Source organism: Arthrobacter sp. Y3224198 (assembly GCF_059090025.1).
Genome location: NZ_JBNHFG010000026.1, coordinates 1 through 18,807, shown reverse-complemented (window position 1 = coordinate 18,807; position 18,807 = coordinate 1). Strand labels below are relative to the sequence as shown.

20 protein-coding genes and 1 tRNA gene are annotated in these 18,807 nt (G+C 67.6%); 9 read left to right on the top strand and 12 right to left on the bottom strand.

All coding sequences use genetic code 11. The annotated features are described in order from the left end of the window. Window positions 1-75: 75 nt before the first annotated feature. On the top strand, window positions 76-660 hold the full coding sequence (locus tag AC5RUF_RS12915) for a hypothetical protein (protein WP_493997108.1): 585 nt from the start codon (window positions 76-78) through the stop codon (window positions 658-660). Between the two features lie 102 nt (window positions 661-762). On the opposite strand, the gene AC5RUF_RS12910 is transcribed toward AC5RUF_RS12915, so the two are convergent. Next, window positions 763-1,443, bottom strand: a complete 681-nt coding sequence (locus AC5RUF_RS12910; protein ID WP_493997109.1) for a response regulator — start codon at window positions 1,441-1,443, stop codon at window positions 763-765. After that, window positions 1,440-2,600 carry a sensor histidine kinase gene (locus AC5RUF_RS12905; protein WP_493997110.1) on the bottom strand — a complete coding sequence of 387 codons (1,161 nt, stop codon included), beginning with the start codon at window positions 2,598-2,600 and terminating at the stop codon, window positions 1,440-1,442. Before AC5RUF_RS12905 ends, AC5RUF_RS12910 begins: the two co-directional genes overlap by 4 nt. A 182-nt stretch (window positions 2,601-2,782) precedes the next feature. Between AC5RUF_RS12905 and phoU the strand changes: the two genes are divergently transcribed. Further along, window positions 2,783-3,445 carry a phosphate signaling complex protein PhoU gene (phoU, locus tag AC5RUF_RS12900; protein ID WP_493997111.1) on the top strand — a complete coding sequence of 221 codons (663 nt, stop codon included), beginning with the start codon at window positions 2,783-2,785 and terminating at the stop codon, window positions 3,443-3,445. 101 nt (window positions 3,446-3,546) lie between these two features. Here phoU and AC5RUF_RS12895 read toward each other — a convergent pair whose 3' ends face one another. Then, complete coding sequence (locus tag AC5RUF_RS12895) at window positions 3,547-4,299, bottom strand: phosphoglyceromutase (protein ID WP_493997112.1); 753 nt, start codon at window positions 4,297-4,299, stop codon at window positions 3,547-3,549. A 167-nt stretch (window positions 4,300-4,466) separates the two neighbouring features. Here AC5RUF_RS12895 and AC5RUF_RS12890 point away from each other — a divergent pair, with 167 nt between their 5' ends. After that, window positions 4,467-5,240 (top strand): class I SAM-dependent methyltransferase, encoded by a 774-nt coding sequence (locus tag AC5RUF_RS12890; RefSeq protein ID WP_494130839.1) that lies wholly within the window; start codon window positions 4,467-4,469, stop codon window positions 5,238-5,240. Between the two features lie 65 nt (window positions 5,241-5,305). Here the strand turns inward: AC5RUF_RS12890 and AC5RUF_RS12885 are convergent, their stop codons facing one another. Next, window positions 5,306-5,629 (bottom strand): DUF2516 family protein, encoded by a 324-nt coding sequence (locus AC5RUF_RS12885; RefSeq protein WP_493997113.1) that lies wholly within the window; start codon window positions 5,627-5,629, stop codon window positions 5,306-5,308. Window positions 5,630-5,647: 18 nt separating this feature from the next. Beyond that, window positions 5,648-6,805: a trans-sulfuration enzyme family protein gene (locus tag AC5RUF_RS12880; protein WP_494130838.1), complete on the bottom strand. Its 1,158-nt coding sequence runs from the start codon at window positions 6,803-6,805 to the stop codon at window positions 5,648-5,650. Between the two features lie 199 nt (window positions 6,806-7,004). On the opposite strand from AC5RUF_RS12880, the gene tmk reads away from it, so the two are divergent. From tmk to AC5RUF_RS12850, 6 genes are all read left to right on the top strand, one after another. Beyond that, the gene (gene tmk, locus AC5RUF_RS12875) at window positions 7,005-7,607 is read left to right on the top strand and encodes a dTMP kinase (RefSeq protein ID WP_494130844.1); all 603 of its coding nucleotides are present in this window, start codon (window positions 7,005-7,007) and stop codon (window positions 7,605-7,607) included. Further along, window positions 7,604-8,746 (top strand): DNA polymerase III subunit delta', encoded by a 1,143-nt coding sequence (locus AC5RUF_RS12870; protein ID WP_494130837.1) that lies wholly within the window; start codon window positions 7,604-7,606, stop codon window positions 8,744-8,746. The genes tmk and AC5RUF_RS12870 overlap by 4 nt, the downstream gene beginning before the upstream one ends. Before the next feature lie 73 nt (window positions 8,747-8,819). Continuing rightward, a complete protein-coding gene (locus AC5RUF_RS12865) occupies window positions 8,820-10,391 on the top strand; it encodes an alpha/beta hydrolase (protein ID WP_494130836.1) in 1,572 nt (523 codons plus the stop codon). 107 nt (window positions 10,392-10,498) lie between these two features. Next, window positions 10,499-10,571, top strand: a tRNA-Thr gene (locus AC5RUF_RS12860). A gap of 241 nt (window positions 10,572-10,812) precedes the next feature. After that, window positions 10,813-11,610 carry a hypothetical protein gene (locus AC5RUF_RS12855; protein WP_494130835.1) on the top strand — a complete coding sequence of 266 codons (798 nt, stop codon included), beginning with the start codon at window positions 10,813-10,815 and terminating at the stop codon, window positions 11,608-11,610. Window positions 11,611-11,758: 148 nt separating this feature from the next. After that, the gene (locus AC5RUF_RS12850) at window positions 11,759-12,094 is read left to right on the top strand and encodes a hypothetical protein (RefSeq protein ID WP_494130834.1); all 336 of its coding nucleotides are present in this window, start codon (window positions 11,759-11,761) and stop codon (window positions 12,092-12,094) included. Window positions 12,095-12,214: 120 nt separating this feature from the next. On the opposite strand, the gene csrA is transcribed toward AC5RUF_RS12850, so the two are convergent. The 7 genes from csrA to fliP all read right to left on the bottom strand — a co-directional run bounded on the left by csrA (window position 12,215) and on the right by fliP (window position 18,675). Beyond that, on the bottom strand, window positions 12,215-12,478 hold the full coding sequence (gene csrA, locus AC5RUF_RS12845) for a carbon storage regulator CsrA (protein WP_494130833.1): 264 nt from the start codon (window positions 12,476-12,478) through the stop codon (window positions 12,215-12,217). Window positions 12,479-12,570: 92 nt separating this feature from the next. Then, complete coding sequence (locus AC5RUF_RS12840; protein WP_494130832.1) at window positions 12,571-13,566, bottom strand: hypothetical protein; 996 nt, start codon at window positions 13,564-13,566, stop codon at window positions 12,571-12,573. A 34-nt stretch (window positions 13,567-13,600) separates the two neighbouring features. Beyond that, the gene (locus AC5RUF_RS12835; protein ID WP_494130831.1) at window positions 13,601-15,658 is read right to left on the bottom strand and encodes a flagellar biosynthesis protein FlhA; all 2,058 of its coding nucleotides are present in this window, start codon (window positions 15,656-15,658) and stop codon (window positions 13,601-13,603) included. Further along, on the bottom strand, window positions 15,655-16,782 hold the full coding sequence (locus AC5RUF_RS12830) for an EscU/YscU/HrcU family type III secretion system export apparatus switch protein (protein ID WP_493997576.1): 1,128 nt from the start codon (window positions 16,780-16,782) through the stop codon (window positions 15,655-15,657). The genes AC5RUF_RS12835 and AC5RUF_RS12830 overlap by 4 nt, the downstream gene beginning before the upstream one ends. Further along, complete coding sequence (locus AC5RUF_RS12825) at window positions 16,783-17,541, bottom strand: flagellar biosynthetic protein FliR (RefSeq protein WP_493997575.1); 759 nt, start codon at window positions 17,539-17,541, stop codon at window positions 16,783-16,785. It lies immediately after the preceding gene. A 1-nt stretch (window position 17,542) separates the two neighbouring features. Beyond that, on the bottom strand, window positions 17,543-17,818 hold the full coding sequence (fliQ, locus tag AC5RUF_RS12820) for a flagellar biosynthesis protein FliQ (protein WP_493997574.1): 276 nt from the start codon (window positions 17,816-17,818) through the stop codon (window positions 17,543-17,545). After that, complete coding sequence (gene fliP / locus AC5RUF_RS12815) at window positions 17,818-18,675, bottom strand: flagellar type III secretion system pore protein FliP (protein ID WP_494130830.1); 858 nt, start codon at window positions 18,673-18,675, stop codon at window positions 17,818-17,820. Before fliP ends, fliQ begins: the two co-directional genes overlap by 1 nt. Window positions 18,676-18,807: the final 132 nt, after the last annotated feature.

The following is an 18,807-nucleotide window of genomic DNA, read 5'->3' as shown; positions in this document are numbered from 1 at the left end:
CGCCGCTTTGCCGATAGGCTAGGCAGCAAAGATAGCCTCAGGTCGGTAGACCGTAATACATCAGGAGTTTGTGCTGTGAGATTCACACCCAAGAACCGGGTCCGCCGCGCCGCTGCGGCCGGTGTCATCGCGCTGGCCATGCTGGGCACGGCAGGCTGCAGTGCTGTGAACGAGCAGGCAACCACCCGCGAGTACTCGCCGTCGGACGGAATCGTGGAAAACGTCAACGACCTGCAGCTGCGCAACCTCCTGGTGGTCAGCAACGGCAACGGCGCCGAGGGCCGGCTGATCGGCACCATCCTCAACGATTCCGCCGAGGCCCAGGCCTTCACCCTCGCCGTGGGCGGATCCACGCTGCAGTGGAACCTGCCCGCCGGCGGCAAGGTTGTCTTCGAAGACGAAACCCCCGAGAAGGTCCTGGTCCAGACAGTTGACGTTGTGCCCGGCACCGGTATTGATGCGCAGCTGCGTCTCGGCGGCCAGGAGACCGGCCTGAACATTCCTGTGGTCAACGGCGATCAGCCGGACTACGAGCCGTACCTGCCCACCCCCACGCCGTCGGAGTCCGCTTCCACGGTCCCCTCGGACATGGCCACGGACGCCGGCACGGATACCAACAGCGAAACCGGAACCGCGGCCACCAGCCCGTCCAACGGCTGATACCTGGCTCCACCCGGAAGGGGGCCGGCACTTCGGTGCCGGCCCCCTTCCGCTTTAAGCCTGTTCCCCCGTCCCCCTGCCCCCCGTTTAGGGGCCGGGCAGTCAGGCCTCGAATTTGTAGCCGAGACCACGCACCGTAACCAGGTGCCGCGGGGCCGAGGAATCGGCCTCGATCTTCGCCCGCAGCCGCTTCACGTGGACATCCAGTGTTTTCGTGTCGCCGACATAGTCAGCGCCCCAGACCCGCTCGATCAGCTGGCCCCGGGTCAGAACCCGCCCGGCGTTGCGCAGCAGCATTTCCAGCAGTTCGAATTCCTTCAGCGGGAATGACACGCTGGCACCGTTGACCTGGACCACGTGCCGGTCCACATCCATCCGGACCGGGCCCGCTTCGAGTGCGGCACCCTGGTAATCCGCTGCTTCTCCGCGGCGCCGGAGCACGGCGCGCACCCGGGCCAGCAGTTCGCGGGAGGAATACGGCTTGGTCACGTAGTCATCCGCGCCGATCTCCAGTCCCACCACCTTGTCGATCTCCGCGTCCCGGGCGGTCAGCATGATCACCGGAACATCCGAACGCTGGCGGATGCGCCGGCAGACCTCCGTGCCGCTCAGCCCGGGCAGCATCAGGTCCAGCAGGACCAGGTCCGCACCCGTCCGTTCGAAGAGCGCGACGGCGTCGGTTCCGTTATCCACCACGTCCACCTCAAAGCCCTCCCGCTTCAACAGGTAGGAGAGGGGGTCGCTGAAGGACTCTTCATCTTCAACGATCAAAATGCGGGTCAAGCGGTTGCTCCCTGTTCGAATTCACGGGTATCAGCGGCGTCCATTTCCGGCAGCCGCACGGTAAAGGTGGAACCCTGGCCCGGCCTGGACCAGAGGTCCACCTCGCCGCCGTGGTTGGCCACCACATGCTTGACGATGCTCAGGCCGAGTCCGGTGCCGCCGGTGTGGCGGGAGCGGGCGGCGTCAATCCGGTAGAAGCGTTCGAACACCCGTTCCTGCTCCTCGGGGGAAATACCCGGGCCCTGGTCGCTGACCGCCACCTGCGCCATTCCATCCCGGGACTGCACGCCGATTCCCACCCGGCTGCCCTCGGGCGAATACCGGATGGCGTTGTCGATCAGGTTCCGGAATGCGGTGGTCAGCATGGGGGCGTCGCCGAAGACCGCGGGACCGGACTTTCCGCCCAGCACCACCTCGATGTTCTTGTTTTCCGCGTTCAGCCGGTTTGCCTCAACGGCGTCCTCCAGGATGCGGCTGACGTCCACGGGCTTGGCGCGGTCCACGATGTCGGTGCTCTGCAGCCGGGACAGTTCGATGATGTCCTGCACCAGAGCCGTCAGCCGGCTGGACTCACGGTGCATCCGCCCGGCAAAACGGCGGACCGCCTCCTCATCGCCGGCGGCGTCGTCCAACGCCTCGGAGAGCAGGGAAATGGCACCCACGGGGGTCTTTAGTTCGTGTGAGACGTTGGCGACGAAGTCGTTGCGGACTTCCTCGGTGCGGGTGATTTCGGTCCGGTCATCGGCGAGGATCAGGACGTATTCCTCGCCGACCGTGGCCACCCGCACCTGCAGGATCAGGGAGCCTTCCCCCAGTGGCCCGCGGGGCAGTTCCAGCCGGGCCTCGTCGATAACCCCGTCCCGGCGCACCCGGGCACACATGGCCAGCAGGCGGTCGTTAACAATGGTGTGCCCGCGCACCAGGCCGAAGGCGTAGGCGCCGGGACTGGCACGGACGACGCCGTCAATGGCGTCCGCGACGATGTACGCCCGGCCGATGACGCCCAGGACCTCCGCTGCGCCCTCGGGCACGGTTGGTTCCGGCACATCGGCCAGTTCCCGCCGCTTCCGTTGGCTGACACTGTAGGCGAGGACGCCAAAGGCACCCACGGCCAGGCCGAGCACACCGGCCAGCAGCGCCAGCAGTACAGGATTCACTCCCCTAGCTTAGGCACGTCCCGGACCTGCGGAGTGAATCCCGATGGCTTTGGTCCATTCGTTAAACTAACGTTCATCTAAGGGGTCCGTGCGGTTAACCCCGGGCTGACATTCTGCAGGAGCGGCACGGCGCTAACGCCCCGCCAGTGATACAGAACCCACCGTTTCGAGAGGACGCTTCAGTGCGCAAGGTTTTCCAGGCCGAACTTCACCAGATCGGTGAAGAACTGACCCAGATATCGCAGCTCGTCACGGAGGCGATGCAGAAAGCCACCCTCGCTTTCGAGGGCGCGGATATTGAGCTTGCCCAGGACGTCATTGCGGCCGACGCCCGGATCGATTTTCTCCAGAACGACCTGGACGAGCGGGCCATCGACATCCTCGCCCTGCAGGGCCCGGTGGCCAGTGACCTGCGGATGATTGTGGGCTCGCTGCGGATGAGCGCCTCGCTCGAGCGGATGGGCGACCTCGCCCGGCATGTGGCCCAGCTGGCCCGGCTCCGTTACCCGGCCAACGTGGTGCCCGAGAACATGGTGGAAACGTTCCGCGAAATGGCCCGCCTGGACATCCGGATCTCCGAACAGCTCACTGATCTGCTCGAAACCCGCAACTTGGAGCTGAGCAAGGACATCTACGCCGCCAACAGCCGGATCAATGAGCTGCACGCCGGGGTGTTCAAGTCCATTGCCTCTGCCGACTGGGACGTCCCGGCGGTCAGCACGGTGGACCTGACCCTGGCCAGCCGCTATTTCGAGCGATTCGCCGACCATGGCGTCTCGGTCACCCGCAAGGTGAACTACCTGGTCACGGGCGAGTGGCAGCCGCTGTCCCAGAGCGGCGTGTAGCTTCCCCGGCGGAAAGTCGGTAGAGACCAGACAAAAAAGGGCGGCCCCGAATGGGACCGCCCTTTTCGCTGCCGCCGAGGGGCGGATGATTTGCTTCTTGGTTACTTCTTTTTGCCCTGGTTGGCCACGGCCTTGATGGACTCTGCAGCGGCCTCGGGATCCAGGTAGGTGCCGCCGGCCTTGACCGGCTTCAGGTTCTCATCCAGTTCGTACACCAGCGGGATGCCGGTGGGGATGTTCACCGCGGCGATGTCGGCGTCGCTGATCCCGTCCAGGTGCTTGACCAGTGCGCGCAGCGAGTTGCCGTGGGCGGCAATCATCACGGTCTTGCCCGCCAGGATGTCCTTGGAGATGTCCGATTCCCAGTACGGCAGGAACCGTTCCAGCACGTCCTTCAGGCATTCCGTGCGCGGCAGCACGTCGGAGTCCAGATCCGCGTAGCGCGGGTCGTGGGCCTGGGAGAAGTCGCTGTCATCCGGCAGGGGCGGCGGCGGGGTGTCGTAGGACCGGCGCCAGAGCATGAACTGCTCCTCGCCGTATTCGGCCAGGGTCTGGGCCTTGTCCTTGCCCTGCAGCGCGCCGTAGTGGCGCTCATTCAGGCGCCAGCTGCGCTTGACGTCGATCCAGATACGGTCGGCGGTGCCCAGGGCCAGGTTCGCGGTATTGATGGCCCGCTGGAGCCGGGACGTGTAGAGGATGTCCGGAAGGATGTTGTTCTCGACCAGCAGCTCACCGCCGCGGACGGCTTCCGCACGTCCGAGGTCCGTCAGATCCACGTCCACCCAGCCCGTGAAGAGGTTCTTTTCATTCCATTCACTCTGCCCGTGGCGCAGAAGGATCAGTTTGTAGGTCATGCTAGCCATGGTATCGGAGAGCCCACCCCGCAGGGAGGGCGGCAGTCCTCCTGCCGGGGCCGGCGGCCGCTGATCCCCCGCCCCGGACACTGCCTGCCGCGTCAGAGGCATCCCTTGGGGAGGGCTAGCATTGTCTGGTGCAAAAACCGCAGAAACCCGTAGGAACTGTGACCAGGGGCACTACAAACCCGAACCGTCTCCGGCGGGTAGACCGCTGGTTGGCCGGACCCGCACGGTGGCGGCTCCGGCAGGCGGAGGACCCCTTGATCGTGGACCTGGGCTACGGGGCGGCACCCACCACCGCCGTCGAACTGCACGGCCGGCTGGGCCGGGTGCGCGCCGACGTCGAAGTCATGGGGATCGAGATAGATCCCGCCCGGGTGCGCGCGGCCAAACCGCTGGAACGGGCGGGGCTGAGTTTCCGCCAGGGCGGCTTCGAGCTGCCCGTGGACGGACGGCGGCCGGTGATGGTCCGGGCCTTTAACGTGCTGCGCCAGTACGCGGAGGAGGACTATGCCCGGCACTGGGAGATGGTCTGTTCCCGCCTGGCCCCGGGCGGGATCTTCATTGACGGCACCTGCGACGAAATCGGCCGGCGTGCCACCTGGGTGGAGCTGGATTCCTCCGGGCCGGTCTCGCTGAGCATTTCGCTGCGGTTCGGGGCGTTCGAGCGCCCCTCGGATGTGGCCGAGCGCCTGCCCAAGGCCCTGATCCACCGCAACGTTCCCGGCGAACGCATTTACGCCTTCCTCCAGTCCATGGACCGCGCGTGGGAAGAGGCCGCACCCATGGCTTCCTACGGCAACCGCCAGCGGTGGCTGACCATGTGCGCCGCACTCAAGGCCGGCGGCGCCCCGCTGCTGACCGGTCCGTCCCGGTGGCGGCTGGGGGAAATCACCGTGGCCTGGGACGCCGTCCGCCCGGCCCAGCAGGGCCGTTAACGCAGAGTCCGCCCCGGCAGGGCCGGGGCGGACGCAGTGCTCTAGGGTAACGCAGTGTCGGAGGGCTACCAGGAGCCGTACGGGCCCCGGTTGCTGCCGCCGCGGCCCCGGGAGCTACCCATGGCCGGCTTCACGTCAGCCAGGTACACGGATGCGGCAATCACGGCGGCCAACTGGAACAGCAGCAGGCTAAGGGACGGCAGCGTCACGGCAATCACGCCCACGGCGCTGGCGCCGCCGGTGAGGCCGAGCCAGAACCCCTTGGTGCGCTTGTAGGCGCGTTCGAAATCGGCGGGTTTGCGCCGGACGCAGTCCAGGAACGCCCACAGTTCGATGACGAGCGCAACGATGCCGAGCGCTACGTAGAGGTAGTGCTGAATCAAGTACATTAGGGCCACAGCGCTAGCCTACCGTGTAAGTGCCTGCTCTAGGTCCCTCCAGAGGTCTTCGGGATTTTCGATCCCGGTGGAAAGGCGCAGCAGCCCCTCGGGTACGGTGTGCGGTTCCCCCGGTTGGCGGCGCCGGCGCTCAATCAGCGATTCCACTCCGCCCAGCGACGTAGCCGGCAGCCACAGCCGCACTGCTTCGCTGACCCGCTCCGCCGCCGCCGCTCCCCCGGCCACCTCGATGCAGAGGATCGAGCCGAAGCCGGACATCTGCTTGGACGCCTGCACGTGGCCCGGGTCCTTGGGCAGTCCGGGGTACCGCACGTTTTCCACCTGGGGCAGTTCCTGCAGGCGGCGGGCCAGTTCCATGGCGGTGGCCTGCGAGCGCTCGATCCGCAGCGCCAGGGTGCGCAGGCCGCGCAGGGCCAGCCAGACCTCGAACGGACCGGCCACTGCGCCGTGCAGCGAGCGGTACCGGAGCAGGCGTGCGTGCAGTTCGGGATCGGAGGTGACCGCTGCCCCCAGGACCACGTCCGAGTGTCCGGCCAGGTACTTGGTCACCGAATGGACCACGACGTCGGCACCCAGGGCCAGCGGACGGGTCACCAGCGGCGTGGCGAAGGTATTGTCCACCACCACCAGGGCGCCGGCGGCACGGGCAGCCTCCGCCAGCGCAGGGATGTCCGCCACTTCCAGCATCGGGTTGGTGGGGCTCTCGATCCAGAGCATGGAGGCCTCGTCGAGCTGTCCGATCACCTCCGGGGTGTCGGCAATGTCCACGGTGCGTACGGAGAAGCGGCCGTTGGCGGCTTCCTCGGCGGCCAGCAGGAGCGAGCCCTGGTAGCTGTGGCGGGGCATTACCACCACGCCGCCGGCCGGCACCAGGGAAAGCGCGGCCATGACCGAGGCCAGGCCTGATCCGTAGACCAGGGCCGGCAGGGCTGCACCCTCCAGTTCGGCGAGCGCTTCTTCGAACGGATCCCAGGTGGGATTGGAATACCGGCCGTAGCCGCGCTCGCCCGGCACCGGGGCACCCGTCCCGAAATAGGTCGAAGACAGCACAATGGGCGGATTCACCGGTGCGTCGTGTTCGCGGGCCGGGCGTCCTGCCGCAACAACCACGGTGTCGGGAGAAAGATCGGCACCGCCGGACAGGGCGGAGTTATGCGTTGGGCTCATAGGTGCCAGCGTAGACCGCCTCCCCCATCCTTCGTCCGCAGTGTTACGGACGCAGTGCACGGTTTTTGCTTCCTGCCCCTGGGCCCGATGTGCTGCCGGGAAGGATGCGCAGCTGCCGCACCGGGCTCCCAGCCCGACTAGGTAGGCTAGGCGGGTGAGCACTTCTAATCCTCCCGAAACCCGCGGCCTGTTCATTGCCATGGAGGGCGGAGACGGCGCCGGGAAATCCACGCAGGCGCAGCGGCTGACCGAGGCCCTGGAGCGCGCCGGCCATGCCGTGCTGCGCACCCGCGAGCCCGGCGGCACTCCCGTGGGCGAGGCGTTGCGCACACTGGTCCTTGAGCACGGCAACGGCGAGATCGATGCCCGCACAGAGGCGCTGATCTTTGCCGCCTCCCGCGCGGCGCACGTGCAGCAGGTCATTGCCCCGGCGCTCGAAGCCGGCACCGTGGTGGTGTGCGACCGGTACATCGACAGTTCGGTGGCCTACCAGGGCGCAGGCCGGGGGCTGGGCACCGATACCGTCCGCACCCTGAACGACTGGGCCACCGGCGGGCTCCAGCCTGACCTTACGGTCCTGCTCGACGTCGAGCCCGAACGCGGACGGGACCGGCGGACGGCAGGCCAGGGCACCGAAGACAGGCTTGAGTCCGAGCCGGATTCCTTCCATCTGCAGATCCGCCGCGCCTTCCTCGAAACCGCGCAGGCGGCACCCGGACGCTACCTGGTCCTCGACGCCGGCCGGCCCAAGGACGAACTGGCCGAAACCATCCTGGACCACGTGGAAAAGCTGCTGCCGTGAGTGTGTGGGAGGACCTCCAGGGGCAGGATCCGGTGGTGGAGCAGCTCCGCCGGGGCGCAGCCGACGCCCGACCCAACCACGCCTGGCTGTTCACCGGCCCGCCCGGTTCCGGCCGTTCCAACGCCGCACGTGCCTTCGCGGCCGCACTGGTCTGTGAGCAGGAAGATCCGGCCCTGCGCGGCTGCGGCAAGTGCAAGGCCTGCGTCACCGCCATGGCCGGTTCACACGCCGACGTCACGTCGGTGACCACGGAAAAGGTCACCATCAGCATCGACGAGGCACGGGACTTGGTGCGCAAAGCCCAGGACAAGCCCTCCACCGGACGCTGGCGGGTCATCATCGTCGAAGACGCCGACAGGATGCAGGAGCGCAGCACCAACGTGCTGCTCAAGGCGATTGAAGAACCGCCGCCCCGGACCATCTGGCTGCTCTGCGCACCCAGCCCCGGCGATGTGCTCGTCACCATCCGCTCCCGGTGCCGGGCCGTGGGCCTGCGCCTGCCGCCGGTGGAGGACGTGGCTGAACTGTTGGTCCGCCGCGACGGTATCGACCCGGAGGTGGCCGTCAACGCCGCGCGTGCCGCGCAGAGCCACATCGGCGTCGCCAAGCGCCTGGCCACGGATGAGGGAGCCCGGCAGCGCCGCGAGAGCATTGTCCGGCTGCCGTTGTCGCTCCGGAATGTCTCCGGAGCGATGAAGGCCGCCGCCGACCTGGTCGCCCTGGCCGAAGCAGAGGCCGCCAGTTCCTTCGAGGAACGGGACGCCGCGGAGAAAGAGGCACTGCTCGCCTCGCTGGGCGCGCCGGAGGGCGGCACCCTGCCGCCGTCGCTGCGCAGCCAGGTGAAGCGGCTCGAAGAAGACCAGCTGCGCCGCGCCAAGCGGTCAAAAAACGACTACTTCGACCGCGCCCTGACCGATCTGTTGTCCTTCTACCGCGACGTACTGATGATCCAGCTGGGCAGCCAGGGACCGCTGGTCAATGAGGCGCTGCGCCGCGAACTGGACGAGTTTGCCGCCTACGGCTCCCCCGAACAGACCCTGATGCGCATGGAGGAAATCAACACCGTCCGGCGCCGCCTGGTGACCACCAACGTGGCGCCCCTGCTGGCCATCGAAGCCATGGCCCTGAGCCTGCTGTAGTGTCCAGTGCAGCAGGCCGCTGCCCTTTTCCACCTGCCCGGATTGCCCGTAGAACCGCTCCAGGAGTAGAACAATGACCACCGCCTCTGCCCGCCGACGTTTCCCGCGGATGGCCGCTGCCGCCGCCTCGGCCGTGCTGCTGGCGGCTGCCACCGCCTGCACTCCCGAGGCCGGGCCCGCGCCCGAAGCTACCGGCAGCACGGATTCCGTCACCACGGCGGCCGCCGACGTCATCGGGGACGTGCCTGCGGAACTGCAGGAGTTCTACAGCCAGGAAGTCACGTGGGAGGACTGCGAGGGCGACTTCCGCTGCGCCACCGTCACCGTCCCCATGGATTATGCGGATCCGGGGGCCGGGACGGTGGAGCTGTCCACCATCATGGCCCCGGCCGACGGCGACGCGGAGGGCACCATCCTGATCAACCCGGGCGGACCCGGCGGCTCCGGATATGACTTCGTCCGCCAGTCCCTGGACCAGGTGGTCAGCGACCGGCTGCGGGAGAACTACAACGTGCTCGGCTTCGACCCGCGCGGCGTCGGGCGCTCCACCCCGGTCCAGTGCCTCAGCGACGAGGAAATGGACGCCAGCCGGGCCGAATACATTGACCCCGGCACGCCCGAAGGACTTGAAGCGGCCCGGCTGAGCGCCAAGGAGTTCGCGGACGCCTGCGCGGCGGAGACCGGTGACGTGCTCGGTTTCGTGGACACCGCCAGCGCTGCCCGCGACATGGATGTGCTCCGGGCCGTGGCCGGTGACCGGAAACTGAACTATCTCGGGTTCTCCTACGGCACGTTCCTGGGCGCCACCTACGCCGAACTGTTCCCGGAGAACGTGGGCCGCCTGGTTCTTGACGGCGCCCTGGACCCGTCCTCCAGCAATGAAGAAGTCACCCTGGGCCAGGCGGCCGCGTTCGAGAAGGCCATCCGGGCTTATGTGGAGGACTGCCTCACGGGCCGGAACTGCCCGCTCAAGGGCAGCCCCGACGACGCCGTGGCCACCATCCAGGCGCTCCTGGCCTCGGTGGAGGCCAGCCCGATGACGGCTTCCGACGGCCGGGTTGTCACGGTCTCCACGTTTGTCAGCGGGTTCATCCTGCCCCTGTACGACGACGCCAACTGGCCGGTCCTTTCCCAGGCACTGGACAGCGTGCTCAAGGACAACGATCCGACGATGATGCTCCGGCTCGCTGACATCAGCGCCGACCGGGACGACGACGGACACTACAAGTCCAACAGCACCGTGGCCTTCAACGCCGTGAACTGCCTGGACTATCCCATGGTGAGCGATGACGCGCAGATGGCCGCAGACGCACGGGAACTGGCGGCCGCCTCCCCCACCATCGGCAAATACCTGGCCTACGGCGGAATCACCTGCGAGGCCTGGCCCTACGGCCCGGTCAATGAACCCCACCCGATCAAGGCGTCCGGGGCCGCCGACCTGCTGGTGATCGGCACCACCGGCGACCCGGCCACCCCGTACGAATGGTCGCAGGCGCTGGCCGCCCAAATGGATTCGGCGGTCCTGGTGACCTGGGAAGGTGAAGGGCACACCGCCTACGGGCGCGGCAGCCAGTGCGTCGAAGACGTGGTGGACGACTACTTTGTGGACGGAACCGTACCGAAGGACGACGTGGTCTGCAGCTGAGCCGGCGGGCTTTCCCGGGCCGGTTCCGGTGCCATTTTGACCCGCACGGAAGGTGCGTATAAAGTGGTTCCTTGTGGATTCTGGCCGGAAACGGACAGGTGAAGCCCGCCTCCTTAGCTCAGTTGGTAGAGCGTCTCACTCGTAATGAGAAGGTCGCCAGTTCGATTCTGGCAGGAGGCTCAGTCCAACCCCCGGCACCTCACGGTGCCGGGGGTTTTTCTTTTCTGCATAAAACCCCCGGCCGGACAAGTGCCGGGCCGGATACACGTGCCGCGGGCGGCGGATAGGCCCCGCCAGCGGAGGAATACGTGCGGCGGGACTCCCGCTGCCGTCGGACCTGTTCCCCGGCACCGGGGTGCCGCTTACAGTTTCTGCCCGGGGAAACAAGCGAAACCACCTGAACTGGCGAGAGGTCCCTCCCATGAAAAGCAGAAAACTGTTCCTTGTCCCGGCTGCGGTGCTGGGCGCCCTGGCTCTCAGTGCCGGCCCTGCAGCGGCCGACGACGGCACCTGGCAGGCGGAACTGGCACCCGCCAACAACAGCGGAACCAGCGGCAACGTGATGGTCGAAGTCCACGGAAACGAGGCAACGGTGCATCTGTCCGTCACCGGCGCAGCCCAGGTCTGGCGCGGGGCGCCGTTCCCGCACACCCAGCACATTCACGTTGGCGGGCAGGGAGTGTGTGCCGGGCCGGAATCCGACGCGGACGGCGACGGCGTGGTCAGCTCACCCGAGGGCGCTCCCCTGACCGGTCATATCAGCACCTCGCTGACCCTTTCCGGAGACACCGGTCCGGCGTCCGCCGTGGCGGTGGACAGGTTCCCCGGCGGCGGGAGCTACACCTACGAGCGGACTCTGAACCTGGATCCGGAGACGATGGCGGCCATGCGGGCCGGTACAGCGGCCGTGGAAGTGCACGGCGTGGATCCGGCCCTCCTGCCGGCGGCAGCGCAGCAGAAGACCAGCCCGGAAGATCCTTCCCTGCCCCTGGCCGCGACTTTGCCTGCAGCCTGCGGCGTACTGATGCCCTCGCAGGTGGGCGGCATGCCGCGTGGCGGGGCGGCCACCGGCGTGGAGATGGATGTTGCCGCCGCCGACCGCGGCACGGGGGCGGCAGCCCCGGCGCCGGTGCTGGTTGCAGCGGGCCTGGCAGCAGGTGCGGGTCTGGCAGCAGGTGCGGGCGTTGCGGCGAAGCGGCGCTCCGCCCGGCGCAGCTGAACGGCGCAGTCAACTTCCCTTGAGGAAACGCTGCGCGGAAATTGGGCAGCCCTTGCGCCGGGCTTGCCGTTTTTCCGTCGGAAGCGCCCCTATCCTCGGGGAAGGATATGACCGGCGGCCCGTCGTCGGGGGAAAGAAGGAGATACGCATGGAAACAGCACCGAGCGGCCACACCATCCGCCGCTACACCCTGGCCCAGCGAAACGCCTTCCTTGCCCCGGTCTGCGCCGAATGCAACCGCCGCATGGTGCCGAAGTGGATTGAGGACCGCGGCCGTTGGATCATCAACGGATTCCTCTACCCCGGCGTCCGCTGCGCCAGCCACGAGCGCCGTGTCCTGCCCGAATACTTCGGACTCTCCCAGCACGCCCCGGCAACGGGTCACGCTGTGCGCAGCGAGTCCGCGGGATCTGCCCGGCGCTCCAAGGCCGGCAGCCGGTTCCTGGGATTGGGCGCCAAGCGCGCACAGCGCGGCGTCGCCTAGTCTCCGGACCCTTGATATACCCGGCCGTCCCCGGGTAACTGACCAGGAACCCTCGTCGTTTTCCCCAAGAAGCGGCGGGGGTTTCTGCTGTCCGGGGCAGGGCCGCGCAGAGGACGGGGCCTAGCTGGCCGGGGTGGTGGGGGCAGCCGGAGGAATCCGGCCGGCCAGCAGCGCCTTGATGCGCTCTTCGGCGTCGGGCAGGGTTTCGGCGGCGGCCACGTTGGCCTCTTCCACCGCACGCACAACCTCGTTGCGCTGGATCTTGACGCCCCGCGGGGCGTCGATGCCGATGCGTACGCCGTCACCGCGTGAATCCAGAACGGTAATGACAATGTCATCCCCGATCAGGATCTGCTCTCCGGACCTGCGTGTTAGCACCAGCATCCGCCCACTCTATCGCAACCCGGCGCACCGCCCCGGGAGCCGGCGGCGGTTATTTCCGGCGGGTCTGCCTCACCGGACGGAACCGCCCGCGGTCAGAGGACCGGCGTTGGTGACGGACCACCGTCGAGCCAGCCGATCGGCAGGCCCAGGGAGTTAACGGACTGCGGGGTTCCGGTGGTGTCGATACCCTCCACGGCCGCCGCGTCCACCACGACTGCTGACCGCACGGCGCCTACCCAAGCGGCCGTGTCCTCGGGCTTGCGGCCCGCATCCACTGCCACCCACACCTGATCTGCCGCCAGGGCCGAAATCAGCGTGGAATGCCGGCCCATTTCGGTCCCGGAGCGGCCCAGCCCGTAGGCCAGGAAGATGCCGTGCCCGGCCATCACACCGGCGGCCCGGGCCGTTGCCACCGCCCGGCGGTCCGCCGCCCGTCCCACGCCCTCGGTTTCCAGCACACCGGCTACCCGGACGGCGGCCGCGCCGCCGCCGGCCTGCTCTGCCATGGAGCGGCACACGTCCAGTGCGTCCTCGCCCAGGCCGACCACCATCACCAGGTCCCCGGCGCCGCTTAGCGGAGCAGGAGCCATAGGAACGACATGCCGCTGGACCGGTTCAAGGACCTGGCCGGGCTGGATCTGGTTCAGCTGAATCTGGTTCAGGGCTCCGGGACCGGCGGGCAGCGGAGCCTGCTGGACGGGGACCGGCTGCGGTGCCGGCTGCCGCGGCGGGGCGAAAACCGCGGGAGTCTGGGCCGGAGCTCCGGTGCTGGCGGAGAGCGTGTCCATCAGTTCGGCGAAGGCATGCGACCCGGTGGACACCGAAGGAGTGGCGGCTGCGCCGCCGGCCGGCGCGGACGGATGCAGGGTGGACTCGGCCCGGTCCGCTTCTTCGAGCAACGCGGAAATACCGGCCCGGCCGGAGGACGCCCGGCTGGGCAGGTCGGGCTCCACCGGGGCACGGCGCCGCCCGCTGGGCGGCAGCTCCACGGTGACCTCATAGTGCTGGCGGGAGAGGAAGCCGCCGATGCCGCCCACGGTCACCTTTTCGGCCGCAATAATCCGTGCCCTCGGCCCGTGCTCGGCCATTACCTGGGCCTTCAGGGCGTCAAGCGACGGCCCTTCAAGCTGAAATCGTCTCGGTTCCACGCACCACCCCTACAGTCTCGATACTGACATTACCCGCTGTGGCTTCCTGGTAAGACAGTACCGGCAGGCCGCCGGCCTGCGCCGAGACCAGCCGGCGGATGGCCGGGCGCAGCGCCGGGGCGCAGACAAGCACCGCGTTGTAGCCCGCATTCTCCGCAGCGGAGACGGCAGCCCGCAGGGACGCCAGCACCGTCTCGATCCGGTTGGGGTCCAGCAGGATCTGGCTGCCCTGGTCGGACGGACGGAGCGCCTCGAGCATGGACTGCTCCAGCGCCGGATCGATCATGATCACCCGCAGGACGTTGTCGGAGACGTACTGGGCGGCCAGGGCCGGTCCCAGCGCCGTGCGGGCCGTTTCAATCAGGCCTTCCGGATCCTGGGAGACCTTGGCGCGCAGCAGCAGCGACTCGTAGATGCGCGGGAGGTCATTGATGGGGATCTGTTCGGCCAGCAGCCCCTGCAGGACCCGCTGCACTTCCGCGAGGGACAGTACACCGGGCACCAGCTCGTCCACCGCGGACGGGTTGACCTGTTTGACGCCTTCGGTGAGCACGCGCACGTCCTCACGGGTCAGCAGGCGCGCGGCGTTGGCGGTGATCACGGCGGAAAGGTGGGTGACCAGCACCGAGACCCGGTCAATGACGGTGGCTCCGGACATTTCCGCAGCGTGCTGCATCTCCGCAGGAACCCATTTGCCGGCCAGCCCGAACACCGGTTCCACCGTGGCCGTGCCGGGCAGCCCGTCCAGGTAGTCGCCCAGTGCCAGGATCTTGCCGGACGGCGCCTCCCCGCGGCCTGCCTCCACGCCCGCAATCCGGATCACGTAGGTGGACAGCGGCAGGTCCACGCTGTCGCGGGTGCGGACCGGCGGCACCACGATGCCCAGGTCCATGGCGATCTTCCGGCGCAGTGCCCGGACGCGGGCCAACAGGTCATCGGATCCGCCGGTGACTATGTCCACCAGGTCCGGGGCAAGCATGATTTCGAGCGCATGTACGCGCATCTGCTCGATCAGGTCTTCCGTGGTTTCCGACGACGGCGGGGCGTCGAGTGCTGCCTGGCTGCTGTCCTTCTCCGCCTGTTCCGCGGTTTCGCGGGACTTGATCCGCTGCGAGGCGAAAATCAGCAGCGCACCGATGACGATGAACGGGATTTTCGGCATACCGGGAATCAGTGCCATCACGATGGCCGCACCGCCGGCAATCATCAGGGCGTTCCGGGACTGGCCCAGCTGCGCCCCGGCCGTGGAGCCCATGTCCGCTTCCGCATTGGAGCGGGTGACGATCATGCCGGTGGAGACGGCCATCAGCAGGGCCGGGATCTGCGTGACCAGCCCGTCGCCGATGGTCAGCAGGCTGTAGGTGTTGACGGCCTCGCCAGCGGACATGCTTCGCTGGAACATGCCGATGGCAATGCCGCCGATGATGTTGATGATGATGATGATCAGCCCGGCGATCGCGTCGCCCTTCACGAACTTGGACGCACCGTCCATGGCGCCGTAGAAGTCTGCCTCGGCGGAGACCTCGGCGCGGCGTTCCCGTGCCTGGGTGTCGGTGATCAGGCCGGCGTTCAGGTCAGCGTCAATGGCCATCTGCTTGCCCGGCATGGCGTCAAGGGTGAACCGTGCCCCCACTTCGGCCACGCGTTCGGCACCCTTGGTGACCACCACGAACTGGATGACCACCAGGATCAGGAAGATCACCGCGCCGATGATCATGGAGCCGCCCACCGCCACATGCCCGAACGCCTCAATGACCTGCCCGGCGTACCCCTCCCCCAGCACGAGCCGGGTGGAGGCCACGTTCAGGCCCAGCCGGAACAGGGTGGCCACCAGCAGCAGGGACGGGAAGACCGAGAAGTCCAGCGGCTTGCGCACGAACATGGTGGTCAGCAGGATCACCAGTGCCAGCAGGATGTTGATGATGATCAGCACGTCCAGCAGCACGGCGGGAATAGGCACCACCAGCAGCAGGATGATGCCGATGACGCCTACGGGGACGGCCAGTTTCAGGAGGTTGCGGTTGCGGTTCACGACGCGGCCTTACGGTGTTGTGGGGTGGTCACGGGTTCGGGCGGGGCAGCCGCCATGGTGTGCATGCCCCGGGCGGCTCCGCGCCGCTTCAGGGACATAACGAAGGCCAGCACACGGGCCACGGCATTGTAGAGTTCCACGGGAATTTCCTGGTTCAGCTCGCAGGCACTGTGCAGGGCACGGGCCAGCGGGATGTCCTGCACCATGGGCACGCCCTTCTTCTCGGCCTCCTCGCGGATTCTGGCGGCAATGGCGCCGGCCCCCTTGGCCACGACCCGGGGTGCGGACTTTCCCGGCTCGTACTTCAGCGCAACGGCCACATGGGTGGGGTTCACGAGGACGACGTCGGCGTCCCCCACCGCGGCCATCATCCGGTTCCGGCTCATCGCCAGCTGCCGGGACCGCCGCTGGGATTTGATCAGCGGATCGCCCTCACTGTTTTTGTTCTCGTCCTTGACTTCCTTCTTGGTCATGCGGGTGCGCTTGCGGTTGCGCTTCATGACCACAAAGATGTCCGCGGCGGCAAGGACCAGGCCGGCGGCGACGGCAGCCTGCAGCAGGGATGCGGTGCCGCCGCCGGCAGCCTCCAGGACGGCGGAGACCGGCAGCCCGCCGGCGGCCATCAGCACCGGCATCAGCTGCTGGATCACCGCATAGAGCACCAGGCCCACCACGGCGGTCTTCAGCAGGGACTTGGCGCCGTTCCACAGCGCCTGCGTGCCGAAGACGCGCTTGACGCCGGCCAGCAGATTGAACTGTTCAAACTTGCCCTTGAATTTCTTCACGTGGATCCCGCCCTGCACGGCGGCAGTAAGCAGGACCGCGGCGGCTACCACGCCCAGCAGCGGTCCCAGGATGAAGGCCAGGGCTCCCAGCGCCTCGTTCATCAGGGCCAGGGCGAGCTGGGGGTCGGGGTTGGCGGTGATGAGGGATACCCCGGCCAGCACCTCGCTGCCCGCTTCCGAGCCGCGCGAAATGGTGAGCGGCATCATCAGGGCGGCCATGCCTACGCCCACCCATGCGGTGAGGTCTTCGGACTTGGAGAGCTGGCCCTTGGACCGGACCTCCTTCATCCGTTTTTCGGTGGCCTGTTCGGTCCGTTCGCCTGTTGGCTGTTCCGGCATTTATCCCACCCCCGTCACGGCGCGCACAATGGTGTCCACCAGTGCGGAGACAATCCGCGGCAGGGCCAGGAAAACCACGGATGCCAGGCTCAGCGTGAGCAGGATCTTCAGCGGGAAGCCGAGCGCGAATGCGTTCAGCGCCGGGGCCACGCGGGTGAGCAGGCCCAGGCCGGCGTCGGCCAGGAACAGGACCACCAGCAGCGGGCCGGCAATCTGCACCGAGGCCAGGAACATCTGGGTCACGGAGGTCACCAGGGCGGAAACCGGATCGGTCAGGTCCACTCCCCCGGTCAGCGGCAGCGCCGTGAAGCTGCGCAGCAGCCCGCCTATGATCAGCTGGTAGCCGTCCGAGGCGAACAGCAGGGCCAGTGCGGTGACCTGGAAAATGCGGGTGAACTGGGCACCGTTGACCATGGACTGCGGGTCAAAGGCCTGGGCCAGCTGGAAACCGCCGAAGGTATCAATCAGGTTGCCCGCGGACTGCACTGCGGAGAAGATCACCATGACCATGAACCCCAGCAGCGCCCCCACCAGCAGTTCCATCACCAGTGCCATAAAAAACTCGCCGGTGCCCAGGGCGCTGTATCCCTCGCTGACCTGCGGCGCGATGGCGAGGGCCAGGCCGAGCCCGATCATGGCTTTCACGCGGGCCGGAAAGGCGTTGTAGGAGAACGGCGGGGCGATCACGAGGAAGGCCACCATCCGCACCGAGGCCAGCAGGAACGCCTCGATCCAGTTCTGGTCAAGGGGGATGGACATTTCAGCTGCCGCCGAGCAGGGACGGAATCCTTGCGAACATTTCGTGCGTGAAGGACACCATCTCGGAGATCATCCAGTGTCCGCAGACAACCAGGGCAATGGCCACGGCGATGGCCTTGGGCACAAAGGAAAGGGTGACTTCCTGGATCTGGGTGATGGACTGCAGCAGCGAAATGGCGAAACCCACCACCAGGGCAGTGACCAGGACCGGAGCGGACAGCTTGGCGGCCACCCACAGCCCCTGCATGCCGATGTCCAGGACGGCGTTTGTATCCATCAGGTGCCGCCCTGGTAGCTGTTGATCAGGGAGGTAATGATCAGCCCCCAGCCGTCCACCAGGATGAACAGCAGGATCTTGAAGGGCAGCGAGATCATGACCGGGGGAAGCATCATCATGCCCATGGACATAAGGGCCGCGGACACCACCAGGTCGATGACCAGGAAGGGCACGAAAATCACGAAGCCGATGATGAAGGCGGCGCGCAGTTCCGAAATCATGAACGCCGGGATCAGGGTGGTCAGCGGCACCGACTCCGGGCTCTCGGGGTTCTCCTGCCCCGCCGCCCGGGTCATCAGTGCAATGTCCTCCTCGCGGGTGTGCGCAAGCATGAACTGCTGCAGCGGCCCGGAGCCTGTATCCAGGGCGGTGTCGAAGTCGATGCCGCCGTCCAGGTAGGGCTGTACCGCGATGGTGTTAATTTCGCTGATCACCGGAGCCATGATGAACAGGGAGAGGAACAGAGCCAGCCCGGCCAGCACCTGGTTGGGCGGAATCGAGGGCAGCGACAGCGCGTTGCGGGTCATGGCCAGCACCACGAAGATCTTCGTGAAGGATGTCAGCATCAGCAGCAGCGACGGTGCCACGGAGAGCAGCGTGATGCCGATCAGGGTGGTCACCGCAGTGGAGGGCGCGCCGTCCTGGCCGTTGATGTCGATGCTCAGTCCGCCGCCGTCGTCGGGCTCGGCGGGGTCCCCGGGCGCGGTGGGAGCCACCGGCGGGGCGGGATCAAAGGTGTTGGCATGGCCCGCGGCCGCACCAAGCAGCAGCAGCGCGGCAACCGTGAACAGGAGCACCGCGGCCAGGCCCAGGGCATGCAGGAGCCGGGAGCGGTGCACGGCGACGGCGGCGCTCACCCTTTGCGCCCCCGGCGGAGGAAGTCGCCGGTCTGGCGCCAGGTCTCCGGCGCGAGGATGGAGCCGCTCAGGGCGGATTTGGCCGGCACCGGCGCCGCCGTCGGCAGGGCGTGGGCTCCGCGCGCGGCGCGG